Consider the following 19,297-nt stretch of genomic DNA (forward strand, 5'->3'; position numbering starts at 1 on the left):
ATTACCTTCATGCAGTAAAGTGAATGGTATAAGTCAGATTTGAATCATTAGGATAGCTCCAGTACTTGAAAGCCATAGCCTTCAATAGAAATATCTCCTTCCAGGAATTTCCCACTGATTAGCTCTTTTCCTTTTTGGTCATCCAGATGATATTGCTGTGTCTGGGCATTATGGTTCAGAACAAATAGATAAGACTTTCCATCTTTGGACCGCATAGTGGCTTCTATGCCCGCAGGAGCACGCAGCAGGGATGAAATCCCTTTTTGCTCACAAATGTAGCCCAGCAGACCATCAAGGAAAGGTTCCTCAGGGTCGGAAGCGACGTACCACGCCTCACCTTCACCAAAACGATTGCGTGTCAGCACTGGCATGCCCTGATAGAAATCATCGCCGTATTCCGCCAGCACCTCGGCTCCTTCGCTATGCAGCAAGTCGCAGAGCAACCCACATTTATATTCACCTTCTAATACGCCCACTTTTTCTTTCAATATAATGCGATTGTGTGATTCAGGCAGAGGCGCATCAATTTCCTCCACCCAGATCCCGAGCAGATTACGCAGCTTACCAGGATATCCTCCGGTTGTGACCAGATCGTTTTCATTTACAATGCCGCTGAAAAAGGTTGTTAGGAAGGTGCCGCCACGCTCTGTGAATTGTTCCAGCTTCTCAGCAGTACCCGGCTTGACCATGTAGAGTACAGGCGCGATAATGAGATCATATTTTTGGAAATCTGTATCCACAGAAATCATGTCTACCTGTACGTTGCGCCGGAAGAAGGTAGCATAATACTTATGCACCTGATCTAAGTATTTCAAGGCGACAGAAGGGCCGCTTGATTTTTCCAAAGCCCACCAATTATCCCAATCAAACAAAATAGCTACTTTGGCATGAACAGTTGCGTCAAGCAGCGTGTTGCCTAAAGCACCAAGCTCGCTGCCAAGCTGTGCCACCTCGCGAAATACACGTGTGTTCTCATGCCCGGCATGCTCAATTACAGCCCCGTGGAATTTCTCACAAGCACCGATCGAGCGGCGAAGCTGGAAAAACATGACCGTATCCGCGCCATGTGCTACAGCCTGATAACTCCATAAACGCATAACACCAGGCCGTTTAAGTGAATTATACGCCTGCCAATTCTGCTGGCTCGGTGTTTGCTCCATCAGCATAAAGGGCTGCCCATCCTTCAAGCCGCGCATCAGATCATGCGCCATCGCCGTATAGCTTATCGGGGTATTAGCTCCGGGATAACTGTCCCAAGATACTATATCCATGTGCTTAGCCCATTTAAAATAATCCAGTTGCTTAAAAAAGCCCATCAGATTGGTTGTTACCACGGCATCGGGAATATGTTTTTTAATCGCGTTATATTCCAGCAGGTAGCAATCCAGAATACTGTCTGAATTGAAGCGCGCATAATCGAGGGATATACCCTGGAATGTGGAGTGATTTTCTCCCCAATGTTCACTTAGATTATTTGGAGGTACAATTTCATCCCAATCATAGAAGGTGTGACCCCAGAAGGAAGTATTCCACACCCGGTTTAGCTCTTCCAGTGATCCGTATTTTTGTTTGAGCCACACTCGGAACGCTGCGGCACAATTGTCACAATAGCAATCCCCGCCATACTCATTGGAAACATGCCACACGAGGATCGCGGGATGGTCTTTGTATCGCTCTGCAAGTCGGTCAGCCATCTGCTCCGCGTATTTCCGATAGGTTGGGCTGTTTGGACAAGAGTTATGGCGCCCACCGAATTTTCGCTTACGCCCGTCAGCATCGACCCGAAGAATGTCGGGATAACGGGTAGCCATCCAAGCAGGGTGCGCTGCCGTACTAGTAGCTAGACAAACGAAGATATCGCTTTCATAAAGATTATCAATTAGCTGATCTAGCCACTCAAAATGATATGTGATTTCATCAGACTGAATTTTAGCCCATGAGAAAACGTTGAGTGTGGCGATATCAATGCCGGCCTGCCTGAACATCCGTAAATCCTCCTGATGCGTGGCCTCATCCCATTGCTCAGGATTGTAATCCCCACCGTAAAATACTTTAGGAAGTTTGCTGCTTATCATGCCAATCACCTCTGTATATAAGAATAATCCTATCTTATAATACAAATTAATGCTTTTAAATATAATAAAATGAACATGTATATAACAATATGGATCTACATGAGACATAAATACCGCATACGCCGGAGGTGCTTTTTATGATTTTGACTCCCCATCATTTGCGATTTTTCCTGACTACTCGTGAGCACTCTTTACCTCTTTTTATTGAAAGTATCGGATTTAATAGCAGACAGGAGGATGTGTCCCGTCCAGAGGGCTATCCATGTTTTCACTGGATTCAGACGGTGTCTGGTGAGGGGATGTTTACATATAAAGGGGGGACCTTCCGTTTGGGCGAGCAGTCCGGGGTCCTGCTGCTGCCAGGCGAAGCCCATGCATACAGACGGGCGACCAAGGTATGGCGAACGTTATACATCACATTTGACGGACCCATCGCCGCTGCTGTATTGACTGCACTCGGATTGAAGCATACGCGAGGGTATCATTGGGACCCGGATAGCGAGCTGCACAGCTTTGGGGAAAACATGCTACACTCTATGGTTAGTGAACGTGATTTGTCTGGATTAGATGCTTCGGCCAATATGTACCGTTTTCTGACTCTGCTGCGTAAACATGGACAACATAGCTCGATGCCTTCCCTTTCTCATAATGTGGAACGTTTAACCCCTGTACTGACCTTTATGGAGCAAAATTATGCCAGCCCAGATGTGGGTTTAAGGGATATGGCCGTGATGATGAATGTCAGCGCTCGTCATTTAAATACATTGTTTAAGCAAGCGTTCGGTGTGACTTCGTATGCTTATCTGATTGTAATTCGGTTGCGGAAGGCGAAGGAAATGATGACGGAGTATCCGCAATTAACGGTGAAGGAGATTTCGGAGCGCGTAGGCTTCCGAGATGTCAGTCATTTTGTGGCAACATTCCGCCGAGCGGAAGGAATTACGCCTGAAAGGTTCAAAATACTGTATACATAAGGGTATTTTATCAAAATACTCTTTCTTACTCGGGAATGCTCTTTTTAGGGAGCATTCCTTATTGTTTTTTTCTGGATGAGGGAGTATAAAATAATAGTTCATTTGTTTCATCAATCTGATGTGCAGGTGACATAATAAATATACGATTCATAGTTCTTTTGCAAAACCCTCATCCAAAGAAGGAGTCAACGAAATGCTGAGTAAAGTCAAAAGGTTATTAATCGGTCGTCCGCGAAAGTCGACGGCCCTTGAAGATGAGAAACTGAATAAGCTCAAGGCACTGGCCATTCTGTCCTCAGATGCATTGTCCTCTGTAGCTTACGGCACGGAGCAAATTCTGCTGGTTTTAATTACAGCGGGCTTCGCTGCCCTATGGTATTCCATCCCTATATCCATTGCGGTGTTGGGTTTGCTTATCATCCTGATCCTGTCGTATAGACAAACCATTTTTTCCTACCCTGGTGGTGGGGGAGCCTACATTGTCGCACAGGACAATTTGGGAAAGAGTCCAAGTCTGATTGCAGGCGGCTCTCTGCTGGTCGATTATATTCTAACGGTAGCTGTTAGCTCATCGGCAGGTACAGATGCCATTACATCGGCGTTCCCATCGTTACATGATCATCGGATCGCAATTGCTTTGGTGATGATTATCTTTTTGACTATTATGAATTTGCGCGGGGTGACGGAATCTGCCTCGGTGCTGGCGATACCGATTTACTTATTTGTTGTTGCCATTTTTGTTTTGATTATTAGTGGTATCATTCACTATCTGGCAGGAGGAGCCCATGCGGCGGCGCCGCAATTTGGAGCTACGGTATCCAACGTCAGTCTGTTTCTCTTACTGAAAGCATTCAGCTCGGGCTGTTCGGCGCTAACCGGTGTAGAAGCTGTCTCCAATGCCATTCCGAACTTCCGCAAGCCTGCTGCCAAAAATGCGGCAACTACATTGATGATGATGGGCTTGATTCTCGGCTGTATGTTTATCGGAATTAGTTTGCTGGCTTATTGGTACGGTGTTCGTCCTAATCCGCAAGAAACAGTCATTTCGCAAATTGCGAATGCCACTTTTGGGCGCGGTGTGATGTACTACATCATTCAAGGTGTGACGGCGCTTATCTTGTTTTTGGCGGCCAACACAGCCTATTCAGCCTTTCCGTTGCTCGCTTTTATGCTCGCTAAGGACAAATATATGCCGCATATGTTTATGGTTCGTGGAGATCGACTCGGTTATTCTAACGGTATCCTGTTTTTGAGTATCTTCTCGGCATTGCTGGTCATCGTTTTTGGTGGCAATACCGAAAATCTCATTCCGCTTTATGCTGTAGGGGTATTTATCCCGTTTACCCTGTCCCAGCTTGGTATGATGATTCGATGGATTCGGCTCAAACCTGCTGGCTGGGTCGTCAAGCTGGCTATTAATACGGTTGGGATGCTAACCACGCTGTCGATTACGCTCATCTTTATCTTCACTAAGTTTAGCCAGGTGTGGGTAGTCTTTATCTTCCTGCCTTTGGTACTGTATTTCTTTATGAAGATCAACAAACATTACAAAAATACGGCTGAACAACTACGCATTGATATCACGAAGGACAAACCTATGGTCAAGGGCAATACGATTATTATTCCGGTGGCAGGCATTACACGAGTCGTTATGAATACCATCAGCTATGCCAAAACATTGTCGGACAATGTGGTTGCTGTATATGTGGGTGTGGATGATGAAGCGATTCAAAAAATGGAACAGAAGTGGGAAGAGTGGGATGTAGGTATACGTTTAGTAGTGCTGAGATCCCGTTATCGCAGCATCATTAATCCGCTCCGCAAGTTCATCGATACAGTAGAGTGGAAAAAGGCAGACGAGGACCATATCACAGTTCTCATTCCACAATTTATCACTAAACACTGGTGGGAAAATATACTGCACAATCAGACCAGTTTGCTGATGAGAGCTTATTTAATCAATTACAAAGACGTCATCGTAACGACCGTACCTTTTCATTTAAACAAATAAAGCCATATTAATACTCATTAGCATGATAAAATCAACACTTTTTGACCGCATCTTGGTGCGGTCGGAGAGTGTTTTTTTACATAATGGGGATATTTACTTGGGTGATACATTTTGTGTATTATGGATACAAAACGTATCATTAAGAATTGTTATGGAGGGATACGATGCCCGAAGACAAGGGGAAGATGGAACAAGATAAGTTGCAATTTGTAGATACGCTAAGGGCGCTGGCGATTATCGGAGTGTTACTTGTGCATGTCAGTCAGTATGTGGACGGATTAAACGGTTGGTTGCAAAAAGGCTTGAGCATAGGAGCCAAAGGAGTCGCTTTATTTTATATGGCTAGCGCTTTTACGCTGTTTCTATCTCTGAGCAGGCGTTCGAGTGACAAGAGAGAAGGAATGGTGGCCTACCTGTTGCGTCGTTTTTTTCGGATTGCACCCTTGTATTACATAATGTTAGGAATCTATTTAGTTGTAAATGGGACAGGTCCGCGATTTTGGCTTGGAGATCAGGAGGGAGTTACTGTCACTAATATTGCAGCCCATGCTCTGTTTTTGAATGGTCTCAATCCGTATTGGATCAACAGCATTATCGGTGTGGAATGGTCCATTGCGGTGGAATGTATGTTTTATCTATTTATCCCCCTCTTATTTAAGTTGATTCAATCGGTTCGCCATGCGACTTGGTTTGTCGTGATGGTGCTTGTGGCAAGCTTCGGGTTAAATACGGTGTTTGCTCAATATCCATTGATTAGTGATCAATCTTTATGGGGGCATTATTTGTATTTATGGTTTCCGAATCAGTTGCCTGTCTTTGGGCTGGGGATATTGTTGTTTTTCATTTGGAAAGACGAGCGTCATTGGAAAAGTGTAGACCCGCTCAGTGGGGGGCTTCTGCTTGTTACTGTGCTGTTTGCGTTTTTTGGAGGTATGACGGATTATCTCATAGGTGTTGGCTTGCTGTTAGGGGCGTATGCTTTGTATCATTGGCAGCCGAAATGGCTACTTAATCGCGTGTGGTCATGGATCGGCCGCCTCAGCTACAGCATGTATTTGACGCATATGCTGGTCCTGGGACTAATCGTACAGATTAAATTACCGTTTGCTCCCTTAGTCAGCCTCTCACTTCTGTTCATCATGACGTTGCTATTCACCGTCGGACTTTCCTGGTTTACCTACACGTGGATAGAACAGCCCGGCATCCGATTGGGGAAAAAGCTTATATCACGTATAAAATCTGTACGCGAGCAGGAAGATTCGGTCAAAGAAAGTGTTGCCTAGTTGCAACTTGAAGCAGCATCAGATAACATTTGGTTGAAGTGCTTGAATAAATCTACGAAATTATTGAAAAGACCTCTTGAAAAGTAGCTCCCAGCCCTTTATATTCGATGTACATCCAAGTTTTTGAATACACCGATGAGGTTTGTTGGAATTGTAAAGGAGATGCACGTATGCTTTTGGAGCCACTTGGCTTTTTGCTTTTCTCTACACTGGAAGGAGTAGCTGTTTTTGCGCTGATTCTCAGTATCTTTAAAGTTAGAATGACTCCTTATCTATGGCAGGCTATTTTTGTGAATCTGATTATGAACCTGCAAAGCTATTTGCTCCGAGAGGAATTTTCACTCTCCTATTTAGTACCTGTCATTAATATGCTGCTTTTTATTTTTTTACTTGCTACAGTGGTGAAGATTCCGATTGTTTGGTCAGGTATTATGACAGTTACCGGTTATTTTGCATATGCCGTTATTCAGTCGGTACTCCTGAAAGCTATGTTCGGTAACCTGCCGGTTGCTGAGCTGCAGAACGGTTCCTTGAAGGGCTATCTGTTACAAGTGGTTAGCGCAACGACAGGACTACTAATTTCATTTATATTGTATCGAAAAGAGATCGGCTTTTCCCCAAATTTCAAAAAGCTTAAGTTCAAAGAGGAATATGGCATTGTCATCACACTGATCATTCTGTCTCTCATTTCAACCTCTATTGTGCTTTACTATAGCGAGGTATGGTTGAGTATGATATTTTTTGCACTGGTATCGGGATTTTTTATCTACTATGCAGTCGGAAAGGAATACCGAGATGATTGAAACGATGGCTTTCAAACTTGCTAACCAGATTAAACGTACTGTGCCTGATCATCCGGCTTCCGTCCCAGTACTTAAATACGCACTTGCTCTCATTCTGAATGCGTCTATGATCATCGTGTTGACACTATTCGCCTCATTCTTCACGGGGCGGATGGTCGAAGCTGTAACGATTCTCGTCGCTTTTGCCTTGCTGCGCCAAGTATCTGGTGGTATTCACTTGAAAACGGGTATGGCATGTGTGCTGGTGACCTCTGTAGCTTTTACATACATATCTTGCATTTCCTTAAATAATGGGTTGACAAACCTGTTTACCGGAATCGCTCTCATTCTTGTTTTATGCTTTGCCCCGTCCAGAATTGAAAAGCAGTCGCGCATTTCAGTGCGATTTTATCCCCTCTTGCGATTGTTATCTTCCTTGCTTGTATGTACTAACTTTGTAATAGGTTCTTCTGTAGTGGCTGTTGCTTTTTTGGTTCAAAGCCTAACATTAATCCGGGGAAGGAGGTGAGTGGAATGATGAAAAAAGTAGTATACGGGTTAGCCACATCGTTGTCTATGTTCGCGACTTTTGCTGTATCAGTGGCAAGTTATGTGTATGTTTATCAAGGAGATACACCCGAGGAACTGCTGAAATAAGCAAAATGCAGAATAGAAAAAATAATACATAGAGCTGCTATGAAGCAGCTTCTTTTTATGCAAAAAAAACAGGCGCTCTACGAAAGAGCGCCCGAATGGGAGAGGAGAAACCGGACGAAGAGCTTATGGGGAAACGTAAGTCTTCTCCGCGGTTGTCTACGACATTGGTTGAATGCCGATATCCTAAGGATGCCCAGGAGATGGTTTTTTATACCTGCTTCATCACTAAGTTTTTCAAACGGCGATGCATGTGGTACGATAACGTCATAATCTTTATATGGTTATGAACACATATAGAAAATAGGTGAGTTTCAGCGTGAGAGTGGTATCGGGTAGTGCCAAAGGAAGGCCGTTAAAGGCAGTTCCCGGCACCGGGACGCGACCGACCACGGATAAGGTCAAGGAAGCGCTATTTAGCATGATAGGTCCTTATTTTGATGGAGGAGTCGCGCTTGATTTGTTTGCTGGCAGTGGCGGCCTGGGTATAGAGGCGCTTAGTCGGGGAATGGACAAGGCAGTTTTTATTGATATGGAATCCAAAAGCATTGATGTCATTAAAGAAAATTTGCGAAAAACTGGATTGGAAGGAAAGGCAGAAGTGTTCCGCAATGATGCCGGACGAGCGCTTAAGGCGCTGGCAAAACGTGGAGCTCTTTTTGATGCTGTTTTTCTGGACCCGCCTTATCGTCTCAAGCACGGGGATGAATTGATGAGCCGTATGGCCGAGTTGGACTTGCTTCGTTCAGGTGCAATCATCGTGCTGGAGTATGAATCGGGACATGAGTATCCGATAAGTTTCGGACCGTTTGAACAGGTTAGAAAAGCGGTCTATGGTGAAACAGCGTTATCCATTTATCACTTTGATGATGCTTTGTCAGACGCCGAAGAACATACAGAAGCCGAAGGGGTCAAATTCGGCATCACCGAATCAGACGGGGAGGACCATCATGATTGAGCACAAACCACGTATTGCCGTATATCCGGGAACCTTTGATCCCGTGACGATGGGGCATCAGGATATTATTCAAAGAGCGGCCCGACAGTTTGATTTACTGATCGTCGCGGTTCTTAACAATATTAGTAAAAATCCGCTGTTTTCACTTGAGGAGCGAATGGAGCTGCTACGTACGGTAACTCGCGATATTCCGAACGTTGAAGTGGACAGCTTCCGTGATCTGACAGCCAATTATGTACGCCAAAAAGGGGCTCAGGTTATTGTCAGAGGAATTCGGTCAGTGACCGATTTTGAATATGAACTCCAATTAGCCTCTACAAATCATAAGTTGAACCCGGATGCGGAAACGATCTTTATGATGACCAACCCGGCTTATTCATATCTGAGTTCCAGTATGGTGAAGGAAATTGCGCATTTTGATGGCAAGGTCGTAGATCTGGTGTCACCAGAGGTGGAAGACGCACTGCGTGCCAAGGTTAGCGCGAATCGCGGTGGCTCCACCATGAAGTCATAAAGGAAACGGCGAGCAGAGCAAGTATAATCGTACTCAGAAGTACAACGGACAGTACGGTTAGTTGCCAGGGGTACATGGATGTTCCTACTATTTGTGTTAATAAGCTGCTGGCTCCGGCCATGACAGATTGCGATCCGGAATCATTTACACTTTCGGCAAAAGAAGATACAGAACTGCGGCTGACGTAAGCAGGAATTGTATTACTGACAATGTGGCTAAGCGGAGTCCATGCCGCCAAGGTTAGTCCAAAAGCAATGATCCCATGTAGCACTCGTGATAAGGTGAAGGTGATGCCCTTGTCGGAAGGTTTGGTGACGGCGGTAATTTGAAGCCAGCCGCACAAGCCGCCCCAGCCCAACACAGCACTGATCAGCGCTGCTTGTGTACGGAGATCGTAGGGCAGGCGGCTGATTTCATAGGAACCCAGATGGATTTCCATCCAGGCAGGCCACACCATAGAAAGCGTTCCTTGACCTGAGTATAAGGTCAGCAGCCGAATCAGTACGGAAAAGAAAATAATGAATCCACCTGTCACCATCAGCATCTGTACAGCATGGGATACGGTTTCGCCTAACAGTTTTCCAAAGCTGCGGCCATCCCGTTCTCTGGCAGAGCGGGTAGCTTCCCATGCGGATCGGATCAGGGAGGTGGTAGTGCGGGAAACAGAAGCGCGCCGGATGGCAGCTGGCGTTTCCCGTTTTTTCGATTTTCTGGACGAATCAGGTATTCTGGCTGTGATCCAACCTGCCAGCAGCCCGGAAATCCAGTGAACGGCAAGTAACAGCCCACCTACAGCAGCATTGTGCAGCAGTCCTGTGCCAATGACGAGCAGGATCGTAATCGGATTGCAGAAATGAGCGATAGCGGTCAGACGTCGAAGCTGAAGCGCGGTCATATCCTCCTGTTGTGCCCATTGGCGTACCGCTTCCGCAGCAGCCGGGAATCCCGCAGTTAGACCGAGGGCCAATACCCAGCCGCTTCGTCCCGGCAGCCGAAACCAGGATCGCATGAACGGCTCCAGCAGAACACCTAGACCATGTACCAGACCAAAGGCGATGAGCATTTCAGATAGCATCAAAAAAGGCAGCATGGCCGGGAAAATAATGCTCCACCATAATTTAAGTCCCTGGGTAGAGGCTTGAAATACTTCTTCTGGTGAGGCAACAATAGCCATTACAAGCAAAATGGCTCCGAGGCCAAGCAGCAAGGTTGTCCAGTAAGGAGCAGGGCGGGCTTCCTTTTGCATCAAAGATTTCACCTCTCATAAATATACTAAGGAGAGTCGGATGCTGTCTCCAGCGTTATTCACCTTCATTGTCTGGATATAGGTTGCTCGTACATGTTGTCGTAAACAATGTATGCTTTTTTGAAAGGCTTGAGAACAGGTGGTGCAGAGGCACTTGGGTAAGATAAGAGAAGTTAGGCTGCAAGGGGGAGAAGCAATGATGCGAATTAACCGGAAAAGAGCCTTTTTTACAACCGGTTATGTCTTAATGCTGGCTGCAATGGTCTATGTGCTGGTTTATATGCCAACCCCTTATCTGATCTATGGACCAGGTGGGGCAAACGAGATCAAACCGATGGTTAAAGTACAGGAAGGTGATAGCAACGAACGGGGGAGTTTTATGATGACGACGGTATCGGCGCGATATGCCAATGTCATCATGCTAGCTATGTCCAAACTGGACAGCAACTCGGAGATTCAGCGCAAAGAGGATCGTCTGCATGGCAGAAGTGAAGATGAATATGCAGCAGAGCAGGTATGGTATATGGGGGATTCCCAATCTTCCGCGATGGAGGCTGCCTATACCCGTGCCCATGTTTCCTATCGCATTGTGCCGAATTATGTGTATGTATTTAAGGTTCCGGGACCGAACAGCGTGTTTGAGCCCGGAGATGAAATATTAGAGTTAAACGGTACGAGGGTAACTGATAATCATTCCATTCGGAAGGCATTGGAGGATGAGAAACCCGGAACGCTGGCTAAAGTGAAGCTAAAGCGCGATGGAAAGTTGCTGGCAGTGCAAGCTCCATTAACAACCATCACGGACAGTGAGACGAGAAAACAACGTTCCGGGTTTGGTGTCAGTATTGCTACAGTACAGAAGGTAGAGCCAAAGGATGGACGTAAAACGATTCATTTTACATCCACGGATGTCGGCGGACCTTCGGCAGGTTTGATGTTTACTATGGAAATCTATAACCAGTTGACGCCAGGTGACTTAAGTAAGGGATATCGTGTAGCCGGTACGGGTACTATTGATAAGGATGGTCAGGTTGGAGCGATTGGTGGCGCCAAGTATAAAATCGTCGCTGCTGACCGTCAGGGTGCGGAATTGTTTTTCGTCCCGGCGGATAATTATAAAGAGGCCAAAGCCAAAGCAGAGCAAATCGGAACCCAGATGAAGCTTGTCCCGGTTCGCAAGCTTGGCGATGCGCTGAATTATATGGAAAAGCTGCCTATTAAACCATAAGGGGCGGTCGCAAGTAATCAGCATACATGTCACGTATGGCGGGACGCGGCATCCCGGCTGCATGTATGGCGGCTGCGGCAGTATCCCAGTCCAGATGGGCATGTGATCCGGCAGACGGCTTGACCCATACTGGCAGGGTGGCGGTGTCTTTCATTCGCGCCAGCAGCTCGCGTCCAGCCCTATTAAAGCCGAGCACGCGGATATAGCCGGGACCTTTCGCCAGCTCAGTGGGAGTCATATCAGCTTTGGCATGATTCAGTAAAATATGTGTACACATCCGCTGAAGCTTTGTACGAGTATAGCGCTTTGTCTTGACAGCGGCAAACAGGGCCTCCATAGAGGGATGAGGCAGCGTGTACAGCGATTGCTGTAGGCGATGCTCCAGCCCTTCGGTGACCTCGTGCAGCTCCGCCAGCTGCTGCGGGCTACGCGTGATCAGGGCGTTCAGCAACGGCTGGCAGAACGCTTCCCAATGCAGCGGGGCACGTTCTTCTTGCCACTCGCGCTGCAAAATCTCCAGGGTCGCCGCAGGTACGTACGGCGACGCGGCCTCCGGCCCGCCGTCCAGCAGCAGACGGCGGATGGCCGTGGCGCTGGCGATGACTCCGTCCGCAGGCGCCACCGTCTCATGGTATCCCGATCCCGTGCGGGCCACCGTAAAGGGCTTGATTGTGCTGCCCAGCCGTTCCAGCGCAATCAAGTAATGCAGCCCGAGCGTATTGTTGGGCTGCTGCATGAGAGCGGCGAGCGCAGCACCGTCCGCTCCTTCGGCTGCCAGCGCGGCTGCGGCTCCTGCGTAGGCGGCGGGATAGCTCGCGCCCTTGCTCAGGCGCTGGGCGATGCCGGCCTTGAGTTCGGCAGGCTCTGCCGCCAGCACGCGGGCCAGCGTGTGCAGCGGGGCGATATCTCCGCTCTCGCTGCCGAAGCAGAGCGCGTCGACGATGCCCGTCGCGCAGAGCAGGGTCACCGCGCCGCGGGCAAACCATTCTGCGGGCTGGACAGCATAGGCCACAGGCAGCTCCAGAATCAGGTCTACGCCCATAGCAAGTGCCATTTCGGTGCGTGACCATTTGTCTGTAATCGCGGGTTCGCCTCGTTGAAGGAAGGGACCGCTCATCACAGCCACCGTTCGCTGTGCACCAGTGATACGAAGAGACTCCTTCCAGTGATGGACATGTCCGTTATGCAGGGGATTATACTCTACAATGATACCGAGTGTTTTCAAGACTGTATGTCGGCTCCTTTCTTGAAGTAGCTTATTTGATAACTATTTTGAATGAGTGGTTTACTACTAGCGAATGCATGTTTTCAGGGCAGCTATCTGATATTTCATCATGCACTTGAACAAGACCATTGAGACCTGGAGCAAAAAGCTTTATACTCGCATTATTGTACACGAAGAGTGGCGGGGGTACGAATACTCACAGGTACATGATAAATACAACACATTTTTGCATCCGCATAGATCTTGCCGAACCATTGGAAAATCGATGGATTTGTAAGTGGTGTAAAGTGAAAGGTGTTGACAAACGACTCGATCAGTCGGTATAATAATTTTTGTTTGTTTGGAGTGATAGTGATGCAACTATTTTTTCGCAAAGTAGCAACAAGTGACGGTCCCTTTCCTATCCGTGAATCTCTTAATGTGAGTGAATTGGTGGATGATCGTGCTGATGTTACAGCCGTTTCCCCGCTGGAGACCGACTTGGTCGCCGTTAGTCTGGGTCAAGGCTCGATGAGTGTGGAAGGCACGTTGACCGCAGGTCTGGACATGCTTTGCTCCCGCTGTTTGAGCCCGATGCACGAGGATTTGAATATTGAATTTCGTGAGCGGTTTAAGCAAACCTCATCTTCAAATGTTGAAGAGGAGGATGAAGATGGCGATTTTATCGCAGTGACGGAGGATTCCTTCGACATTGCACCGTATTGTGAAGAACTGTTTGTACTGCATGTGCCGTTTGCGCCTATATGCAGTGAGGATTGTCAGGGGATCGCGCCAGCGGCCGGACAAGACTGGAGCCTTGGCTCCGACGACAGTAACGATAGTGATACGGAAAAGATTGATCCGCGTCTGGCAGGGCTTAAGGATTTTTTTAAATGAGAATTGAGTTCAATTCTGAAAAAAATCATCATCCGCTTGTGCCGGGAAGTTATTGAACCGATACGTGGATGTTGCAGGCTTGATTCACCGGCTGTAAGATCATTGTCTTTTGGCATTTTCTTTCGGTCTTGAATGAGATAAGAAGTCATACCCGTCATGCGGGGTTGATCTGTTTAAGGAGGTGGGAATAATGGCAGTACCTCAACGGAGAACATCCAAAACTCGTCGCGACAAACGTCGTACTCACTTTAAACTGGAAGTACCAGGTATGGTGAAATGCTCCGAATGCGGCGAATTGAAACTTGCTCACCATGTGTGCAAAGTTTGCGGAACGTACAAAGCTAGAGAGATCATCTCTCAATAATGTCCGATAAGCGGATTCTTTGGAATATTCGCAGAGAAAGTAGCGCTTCACTACAGTGAGGCGCTACTTTTTTTTATCAGCATGCTTTCTTTTTGCGTCAGCATGCTATATACTGTTTTAGTACCAGGTTCTAAGAAAGAAGGGCCTAAGGGGTTCCTTTATACATACAAGAAGACAAACCGGCTTGAAGTTTAGCCGTTAGAACGTGAAGTAACCTGAACTGTCGGCTGAACGGCAGTTTACTGTAGGGAAAGGAGGCGTCACTGATATCGAACGTTTGCCGAAGAGACAGAGACAGCAACGGCTGACTCAATTAATTGACGATAATCCGTTCGTGACGGATCAGGAATTGACAAGACAGCTGAAGGTAAGCATTCAGACCATTCGGCTGGACCGGATGGAACTGGGAATCCCAGAATTACGGGAGCGGCTAAAGCTGATGGCTGAGCGCTCCTACGATCAGGTTCGTTCCTTGCCTTTACATGAAGTAATTGGGGACATCGTTGATCTCCAGTTGGATCGAAGTGGTATTTCGATTTTTGAAATCAAAGAGGAACATACTTTTTCACGTACAGGCATTGCGCGAGGACATTATGTGTTTGCACAGGCCAATTCATTGGCCGTTGCCGTAATTAACGATGAGATAGCATTGACCGCTTCAGCGGATATTCGCTTTGTTCGTCCGGTTCATTTGGGTGAAAAATGTATTGCCAAGGCATATGTACGCTCAAATCCAGAACAAAAAGGGAAGGCCAAAGTGGAAGTGTTTGCTTACGTAGGAGAAGAAATGGTATTCCAAGGCAACTTTGTCATTTATCGCTCCACGGAGGAAGAGTATAGCGAAGGAGGAAGTCAGCATGCGGATCGCCATTGATGCCATGGGAGGAGATAATGCTCCTGAGGCGACAGTAGAGGGCGCGTTATCTGCGGCGGCGGAATGGAAGGATACAGACATTACGCTGGTTGGTGACCGGGAACGGATTGAAGCGGTTTTGAACGGGAGGGCGCTGCCGACGAACCTCACCATTCGCCATGCGTCCGAAACGATAGATGCACAGGACGAACCTGTAAAGGCAGTGCGGCGTAAAAAGGATGCCTCCATGGTCGTAGCGGGTCGAATGGTTAGAGAAGGCGAAGCGGATGCCATGATATCCGCAGGTAATACAGGCGCTCTGATGACTACAGGATTGCTAGTGGTTGGAAGAATGGAGGGCATTGAGCGTCCTGCTCTTGCGCCGATGATACCGACGATTGATGATCAAGGTATTCTGGCGCTGGACTTGGGGGCCAATATGGATGCTAAGCCTGAACATCTTGCCCAGTACGCACTGATGGGGAGCTTGTACCGTCAGAAAGTTCACGGAGTGGCTTCTCCAAGGGTAGGTCTGCTGAATGTTGGGACTGAAACAGGGAAAGGCAATGAACTAACAAAGTTGGCGTATCCTCTTATCGAGCAGTTACCTGTCAATTTTGTGGGGAATGTTGAATCCAGAGATGTGTTAACCGGAAATTGTGATGTACTGGTGTGCGACGGATTCGCCGGAAACATTATGCTAAAATCGCTAGAGGGAACAGCCGGAGCGATATTTTCTCTCCTTAAAGAGCAGTTCACCAAATCCTTAAAGACCAAGCTTGCGGCAGCCTTGATTATGCCTGAACTTCGGGGGCTGAAAGGGAAACTCGATTATAAAGAGCACGGCGGGGCTCCTTTGTTGGGGTTGAGCGGACTCGTCTTAAAAAGTCACGGTTCGTCTGATGGCATTGCCGTCAAAAATGCGGTAAGGCAGGCTCGTACGGCCTTGCAGAACCGGTTGGTGGAAAGTATATCCAAGGAAATCAGCAGGAAGTGAGTGACGATATGAATAAATTACGGCCGGTTGGTGTTATCGGAACAGGGAAATACGTACCTGAGAAAATTCTGACCAATAAAGATTTGGAAGAAATCGTTGAAACAAGTGATGAGTGGATTGTTAGCCGTACAGGGATCCAGGAGCGCCATATTGCTGCTCCAGAGCAGGCTACATCTGATTTGGCTTATGAAGCAGCAGTTAAGGCGTTGGAGTCTGCGGGTATGACGGCACAAGATCTGGACCTGATTATAGTAGCTACGGTTACACCAGATATGGCGTTTCCGTCAACTGCTTGCATTCTTCAGGACAAGTTGGGGGCCAAAGGCGCAGCGGCCTTCGATTTGTCTGCTGCATGCTCGGGTTTTGTGTACGGGCTGGCTACGGCAACGAGTTTCATTAAGACAGGTATTTATAACAATGCATTAATCATTGGTGCAGACTGCCTTTCCCGGATTACAGATTATACTGACCGCAACACCTGCGTTCTTTTCGGAGATGGAGCAGGAGCTGTAGTGATTGGTGAAGTACCTGAAGGTAGAGGATTCCAATCCTTTGATCTGGGGGCTGAAGGCGCTGGAGGCACCTTGCTCAAGTTGGAAGCTGGGGGCTCACGTTTGCCTGCGAGTGCAGACACACTGGAAAATAAACAGCACTATATTTACATGAATGGACGCGAAGTGTTCAAGTTCGCGGTTCGCGTTATGGGAACAGCAACGGTTGATGTGTTGGAAAAAGCTGGGTTGTCCAAAGATGACATCGATCTGTTCGTTCCGCATCAAGCCAATATCCGAATCATCCAATCAGCAATGCAACGTTTGGATTTGCCAGAGGAAAAGGTAGTTATTAATGTTAATAAATATGCGAATACATCCGCAGCATCCATTCCTCTTGCTCTTGTGGAAGCAGCTGAGGAAGGCCGCATGAAGGAAGGCGACCGTATACTAATGGTGGGCTTTGGTGGCGGTTTGACTTGGGGTGCGTCGGTTCTTATCTGGTAATTAAGTGGAAGATTTGATATAATATTGAATTTGTCTGGTGTTTTACAGAAGAAGCATTGGATACAGAGAGGTGCATGCACGATGGGCAAAACGGCATTTATATTTCCCGGTCAGGGTTCACAAGCTGTAGGTATGGCTAAAGATGCTTATGAAGCAGTTCCGGCTGCAACAGAAGTATTCCGTAAAGCGGACGAACGTTTGGGGTTCGCGCTAAGCACACTGATCTTTGAAGGGCCTGACACAGCCTTGAAGCAAACATCCAATACGCAGCCTGCGCTGTTAACGGCGAGTATTGCGTTGTATGAAGCGTTCAAGGAAAAGGGCATCCGCCCTGATTATGTGGCTGGGCACAGTCTAGGAGAGTACAGTGCGCTAGTGGCTTCCGGTGTTCTCACATTTGAGGATGCAGTTGAGACTGTTCGTGCACGTGGTCAGTTTATGGAGCAGGCCATTCCTGATGGACAAGGCGGGATGGCTGCTGTGCTGGGCGCTGATCGTGAAGCATTGGCGGCATTGTGCCGTGATATCACAGAATCTGGTCAACTGGTAGAACTGGCTAACATCAACTGTCCCGGACAAATTGTTGTATCCGGTACACAGGCGGGCGTAGCTGCCGTCGCTGAACGTGTGAAGGAAGCAGGCGGCAAGCGTGCTATTACTTTGGAGGTCAGCGGACCTTTTCACTCGTCATTGATGAAGGAAGCGGCAGATAAGCTCTCCGATAAATTGGAGACTGTGAAATTTGCCGAAGCCCAGATTCCGGTTGTGACCAATGTGACAGCAAAACCTGTACGTGAGGGAAGTGAAATTCGCCAACTGTTGGTGGAACAGGTCTATTCCCCGGTACTATGGGAAGACAGCGTAGCATGGCTGCTGGAACAAGGGGTGGACACCTTTGTTGAGTTCGGACCGGGAAGTGTTTTGACCGGACTGGTTAAAAAGATTGACAAAACGGTTAAGCTGTATAACATGAGTAGCCTGGAGTCGTTTGCTTCTATAACAGAAGCCCTAGAGGCCCGTTAAAAGTATTAATGATTACCTTTACGGGTTAAATACTTGCAAGGGAGGATAATGATGTCTAAGGCATTAAGTGGAAAAATAGCGCTGGTTACGGGAGCATCGCGCGGAATTGGCCGTAGTATCGCACTGGCGCTGGCTGAAGCAGGCGCTAATGTTGCAGTAAACTATGCTGGTAGTGAAGCGGCTGCGACTGAGGTAGCAGAGCTGATTCGTGCCAAAGGTGTGGAAGCTATTACAGTTCAGGCTAATGTGGGACGTGCTGAAGAAGCTGATCAGTTGATCAAGGATGTGGTCGGCGCTTGGGGCAAGATTGATATCCTGGTGAATAATGCTGGCATAACAAGAGATAATTTAATCATGCGGATGAAAGAAGAGGAATTCGATCAGGTGATCGAAACGAATCTCAAGGGTGTGTTTAATTGTCTCAAAGCGGCGACACGTCCAATGATGAAGCAGCGTTCCGGCCGAATTATCAATATCTCTTCCGTTGTTGGTGTGCTTGGTAACGCAGGACAAGCCAACTATGTTGCTGCTAAAGCGGGAGTGATTGGACTTACTAAATCCTCTGCTAGAGAGCTTGCCTCAAGAGGAATTACAGTCAACTGTGTGGCTCCTGGATTCATTGACACTGAAATGACGCAGGTGCTGGCTGATGATTTGCGTGACAATATGCTTAGCGGTATTCCGCTGGCCCGTCTTGGACGGCCTGAGGAAATTGCAGATGTGGTGCTATTTTTGGCCTCGGATGCTTCCTCATATATGACGGGCCAGACTTTGCATGTGGATGGCGGCATGTATATGTAGTTCATGTTGCCAATCCGCATGCCCCGATGGAGAGTAGTTAATGAAAACTCTCTTCTATGGCATTTTAATTGTAATTTTCGTATAATACCATAAGGAGGAGGTGAGCCGGATGTCCGATGTATTGGAGCGCGTAAAACGCATTGTCGTTGACCGTTTGGGAGCCGACGAAGCCGAAGTTACACTTGAAGCATCTTTTAAAGATGATTTAGGCGCTGATTCTCTCGATGTAGTTGAATTGGTTATGGAATTGGAAGATGAGTTTGATATGGAAATCTCTGATGAAGATGCAGAGAAAATTACAACTGTAGGTGAAGTTGTGAAGTACATACAATCTCATACCTAATTCATGTCATCAAAAGTCCCGTTCTGTTACAGGCGGGACTTTCTCCTAATTATACAGATTGAACTAAAGACGGAATTGTCGTGTGTTTTTGA

The 19,297-nt window shown here is 47.3% G+C and carries 20 protein-coding genes; 17 read left to right on the forward strand and 3 right to left on the reverse strand.

All coding sequences use genetic code 11. The features are described 5' to 3' along the window. Positions 1-47 precede the first annotated feature (47 nt). Complete coding sequence (locus ACUC6J_RS09360) at positions 48-2,075, reverse strand: beta-galactosidase (protein WP_447250102.1); 2,028 nt, start codon at positions 2,073-2,075, stop codon at positions 48-50. A gap of 137 nt (positions 2,076-2,212) precedes the next feature. On the opposite strand from ACUC6J_RS09360, the gene ACUC6J_RS09365 reads away from it, so the two are divergent. The 8 genes from ACUC6J_RS09365 (at position 2,213) to coaD (ending at position 9,251) form a co-directional block, all read left to right on the forward strand. Then, on the forward strand, positions 2,213-3,049 hold the full coding sequence (locus tag ACUC6J_RS09365) for an AraC family transcriptional regulator (RefSeq protein ID WP_019686969.1): 837 nt from the start codon (positions 2,213-2,215) through the stop codon (positions 3,047-3,049). A 193-nt stretch (positions 3,050-3,242) separates the two neighbouring features. Further along, positions 3,243-5,060: an APC family permease gene (locus ACUC6J_RS09370; protein WP_013370622.1), complete on the forward strand. Its 1,818-nt coding sequence runs from the start codon at positions 3,243-3,245 to the stop codon at positions 5,058-5,060. 164 nt (positions 5,061-5,224) lie between these two features. After that, a complete protein-coding gene (locus ACUC6J_RS09375; protein ID WP_447250103.1) occupies positions 5,225-6,343 on the forward strand; it encodes an acyltransferase family protein in 1,119 nt (372 codons plus the stop codon). 170 nt (positions 6,344-6,513) lie between these two features. Next, complete coding sequence (locus tag ACUC6J_RS09380; RefSeq protein WP_290403832.1) at positions 6,514-7,146, forward strand: hypothetical protein; 633 nt, start codon at positions 6,514-6,516, stop codon at positions 7,144-7,146. Continuing rightward, the gene (locus tag ACUC6J_RS09385; RefSeq protein ID WP_447250104.1) at positions 7,139-7,654 is read left to right on the forward strand and encodes an accessory gene regulator ArgB-like protein; all 516 of its coding nucleotides are present in this window, start codon (positions 7,139-7,141) and stop codon (positions 7,652-7,654) included. The genes ACUC6J_RS09380 and ACUC6J_RS09385 overlap by 8 nt, the downstream gene beginning before the upstream one ends. Positions 7,655-7,659: 5 nt before the next feature. Next, complete coding sequence (locus ACUC6J_RS09390) at positions 7,660-7,782, forward strand: cyclic lactone autoinducer peptide (RefSeq protein ID WP_013370626.1); 123 nt, start codon at positions 7,660-7,662, stop codon at positions 7,780-7,782. Between the two features lie 316 nt (positions 7,783-8,098). Beyond that, complete coding sequence (gene rsmD, locus ACUC6J_RS09395; RefSeq protein ID WP_016819263.1) at positions 8,099-8,737, forward strand: 16S rRNA (guanine(966)-N(2))-methyltransferase RsmD; 639 nt, start codon at positions 8,099-8,101, stop codon at positions 8,735-8,737. Continuing rightward, positions 8,730-9,251, forward strand: a complete 522-nt coding sequence (gene coaD, locus ACUC6J_RS09400; protein WP_016819264.1) for a pantetheine-phosphate adenylyltransferase — start codon at positions 8,730-8,732, stop codon at positions 9,249-9,251. The genes rsmD and coaD overlap by 8 nt, the downstream gene beginning before the upstream one ends. On the opposite strand, the gene ACUC6J_RS09405 is transcribed toward coaD, so the two are convergent. Next, positions 9,214-10,497, reverse strand: coding sequence for a nucleoside recognition domain-containing protein (locus ACUC6J_RS09405; protein ID WP_016819265.1), 1,284 nt, complete (start codon positions 10,495-10,497; stop codon positions 9,214-9,216). The genes coaD and ACUC6J_RS09405 overlap by 38 nt on opposite strands. Positions 10,498-10,693: 196 nt before the next feature. On the opposite strand from ACUC6J_RS09405, the gene ACUC6J_RS09410 reads away from it, so the two are divergent. Further along, positions 10,694-11,725 (forward strand): SepM family pheromone-processing serine protease, encoded by a 1,032-nt coding sequence (locus tag ACUC6J_RS09410; RefSeq protein WP_039277102.1) that lies wholly within the window; start codon positions 10,694-10,696, stop codon positions 11,723-11,725. Here the strand turns inward: ACUC6J_RS09410 and ACUC6J_RS09415 are convergent. Next, positions 11,715-12,950 (reverse strand): nucleotidyltransferase, encoded by a 1,236-nt coding sequence (locus ACUC6J_RS09415; RefSeq protein ID WP_090887238.1) that lies wholly within the window; start codon positions 12,948-12,950, stop codon positions 11,715-11,717. The two genes, ACUC6J_RS09410 and ACUC6J_RS09415, sit on opposite strands and share 11 nt — an antisense overlap. A gap of 354 nt (positions 12,951-13,304) precedes the next feature. On the opposite strand from ACUC6J_RS09415, the gene ACUC6J_RS09420 reads away from it, so the two are divergent. From ACUC6J_RS09420 to ACUC6J_RS09455, 8 genes are all read left to right on the forward strand, one after another. Continuing rightward, positions 13,305-13,826 (forward strand): YceD family protein, encoded by a 522-nt coding sequence (locus tag ACUC6J_RS09420; protein WP_017427905.1) that lies wholly within the window; start codon positions 13,305-13,307, stop codon positions 13,824-13,826. Between the two features lie 190 nt (positions 13,827-14,016). Next, positions 14,017-14,190 carry a 50S ribosomal protein L32 gene (gene rpmF, locus ACUC6J_RS09425; protein WP_013370634.1) on the forward strand — a complete coding sequence of 58 codons (174 nt, stop codon included), beginning with the start codon at positions 14,017-14,019 and terminating at the stop codon, positions 14,188-14,190. 277 nt (positions 14,191-14,467) lie between these two features. Continuing rightward, on the forward strand, positions 14,468-15,064 hold the full coding sequence (gene fapR, locus ACUC6J_RS09430) for a transcription factor FapR (protein ID WP_014599659.1): 597 nt from the start codon (positions 14,468-14,470) through the stop codon (positions 15,062-15,064). Continuing rightward, a complete protein-coding gene (plsX, locus tag ACUC6J_RS09435; RefSeq protein WP_447250105.1) occupies positions 15,048-16,040 on the forward strand; it encodes a phosphate acyltransferase PlsX in 993 nt (330 codons plus the stop codon). Before fapR ends, plsX begins: the two co-directional genes overlap by 17 nt. Before the next feature lie 8 nt (positions 16,041-16,048). Continuing rightward, positions 16,049-17,038 carry a beta-ketoacyl-ACP synthase III gene (locus ACUC6J_RS09440; RefSeq protein ID WP_017427907.1) on the forward strand — a complete coding sequence of 330 codons (990 nt, stop codon included), beginning with the start codon at positions 16,049-16,051 and terminating at the stop codon, positions 17,036-17,038. A gap of 81 nt (positions 17,039-17,119) precedes the next feature. Beyond that, positions 17,120-18,061, forward strand: coding sequence for an ACP S-malonyltransferase (gene fabD / locus ACUC6J_RS09445; RefSeq protein ID WP_016819271.1), 942 nt, complete (start codon positions 17,120-17,122; stop codon positions 18,059-18,061). A 51-nt stretch (positions 18,062-18,112) separates the two neighbouring features. Next, complete coding sequence (fabG, locus tag ACUC6J_RS09450) at positions 18,113-18,862, forward strand: 3-oxoacyl-[acyl-carrier-protein] reductase (RefSeq protein ID WP_039277108.1); 750 nt, start codon at positions 18,113-18,115, stop codon at positions 18,860-18,862. Positions 18,863-18,971: 109 nt separating this feature from the next. Then, positions 18,972-19,205 (forward strand): acyl carrier protein, encoded by a 234-nt coding sequence (locus ACUC6J_RS09455; protein ID WP_007429985.1) that lies wholly within the window; start codon positions 18,972-18,974, stop codon positions 19,203-19,205. Positions 19,206-19,297: the final 92 nt, after the last annotated feature.

The sequence above is a fragment of the Paenibacillus sp. JJ1683 genome, assembly GCF_053006485.1.

Excerpts from the sequence above, each read along its gene's own strand:
- ACUC6J_RS09390 (WP_013370626.1), top strand. The coding sequence starts at position 7,660 with ATGATGAAAAAAGTAGTATACGGGTTAGCCACATCGTTGTCTATGTTC.
- ACUC6J_RS09410 (WP_039277102.1), top strand. The coding sequence starts at position 10,694 with ATGATGCGAATTAACCGGAAAAGAGCCTTTTTTACAACCGGTTATGTC.
- ACUC6J_RS09420 (WP_017427905.1), top strand. The coding sequence starts at position 13,305 with ATGCAACTATTTTTTCGCAAAGTAGCAACAAGTGACGGTCCCTTTCCT.
- ACUC6J_RS09455 (WP_007429985.1), top strand. The coding sequence starts at position 18,972 with ATGTCCGATGTATTGGAGCGCGTAAAACGCATTGTCGTTGACCGTTTG.
- ACUC6J_RS09380 (WP_290403832.1), top strand. The coding sequence starts at position 6,514 with ATGCTTTTGGAGCCACTTGGCTTTTTGCTTTTCTCTACACTGGAAGGA.
- plsX (WP_447250105.1), top strand. The coding sequence starts at position 15,048 with ATGCGGATCGCCATTGATGCCATGGGAGGAGATAATGCTCCTGAGGCG.
- ACUC6J_RS09375 (WP_447250103.1), top strand. The coding sequence starts at position 5,225 with ATGCCCGAAGACAAGGGGAAGATGGAACAAGATAAGTTGCAATTTGTA.
- ACUC6J_RS09360 (WP_447250102.1), bottom strand. The coding sequence starts at position 2,075 with ATGATAAGCAGCAAACTTCCTAAAGTATTTTACGGTGGGGATTACAAT.
- ACUC6J_RS09440 (WP_017427907.1), top strand. The coding sequence starts at position 16,049 with ATGAATAAATTACGGCCGGTTGGTGTTATCGGAACAGGGAAATACGTA.
- fabD (WP_016819271.1), top strand. The coding sequence starts at position 17,120 with ATGGGCAAAACGGCATTTATATTTCCCGGTCAGGGTTCACAAGCTGTA.
- fabG (WP_039277108.1), top strand. The coding sequence starts at position 18,113 with ATGTCTAAGGCATTAAGTGGAAAAATAGCGCTGGTTACGGGAGCATCG.
- ACUC6J_RS09385 (WP_447250104.1), top strand. The coding sequence starts at position 7,139 with ATGATTGAAACGATGGCTTTCAAACTTGCTAACCAGATTAAACGTACT.
- ACUC6J_RS09365 (WP_019686969.1), top strand. The coding sequence starts at position 2,213 with ATGATTTTGACTCCCCATCATTTGCGATTTTTCCTGACTACTCGTGAG.
- ACUC6J_RS09370 (WP_013370622.1), top strand. The coding sequence starts at position 3,243 with ATGCTGAGTAAAGTCAAAAGGTTATTAATCGGTCGTCCGCGAAAGTCG.
- ACUC6J_RS09405 (WP_016819265.1), bottom strand. The coding sequence starts at position 10,497 with ATGCAAAAGGAAGCCCGCCCTGCTCCTTACTGGACAACCTTGCTGCTT.
- coaD (WP_016819264.1), top strand. The coding sequence starts at position 8,730 with ATGATTGAGCACAAACCACGTATTGCCGTATATCCGGGAACCTTTGAT.
- rpmF (WP_013370634.1), top strand. The coding sequence starts at position 14,017 with ATGGCAGTACCTCAACGGAGAACATCCAAAACTCGTCGCGACAAACGT.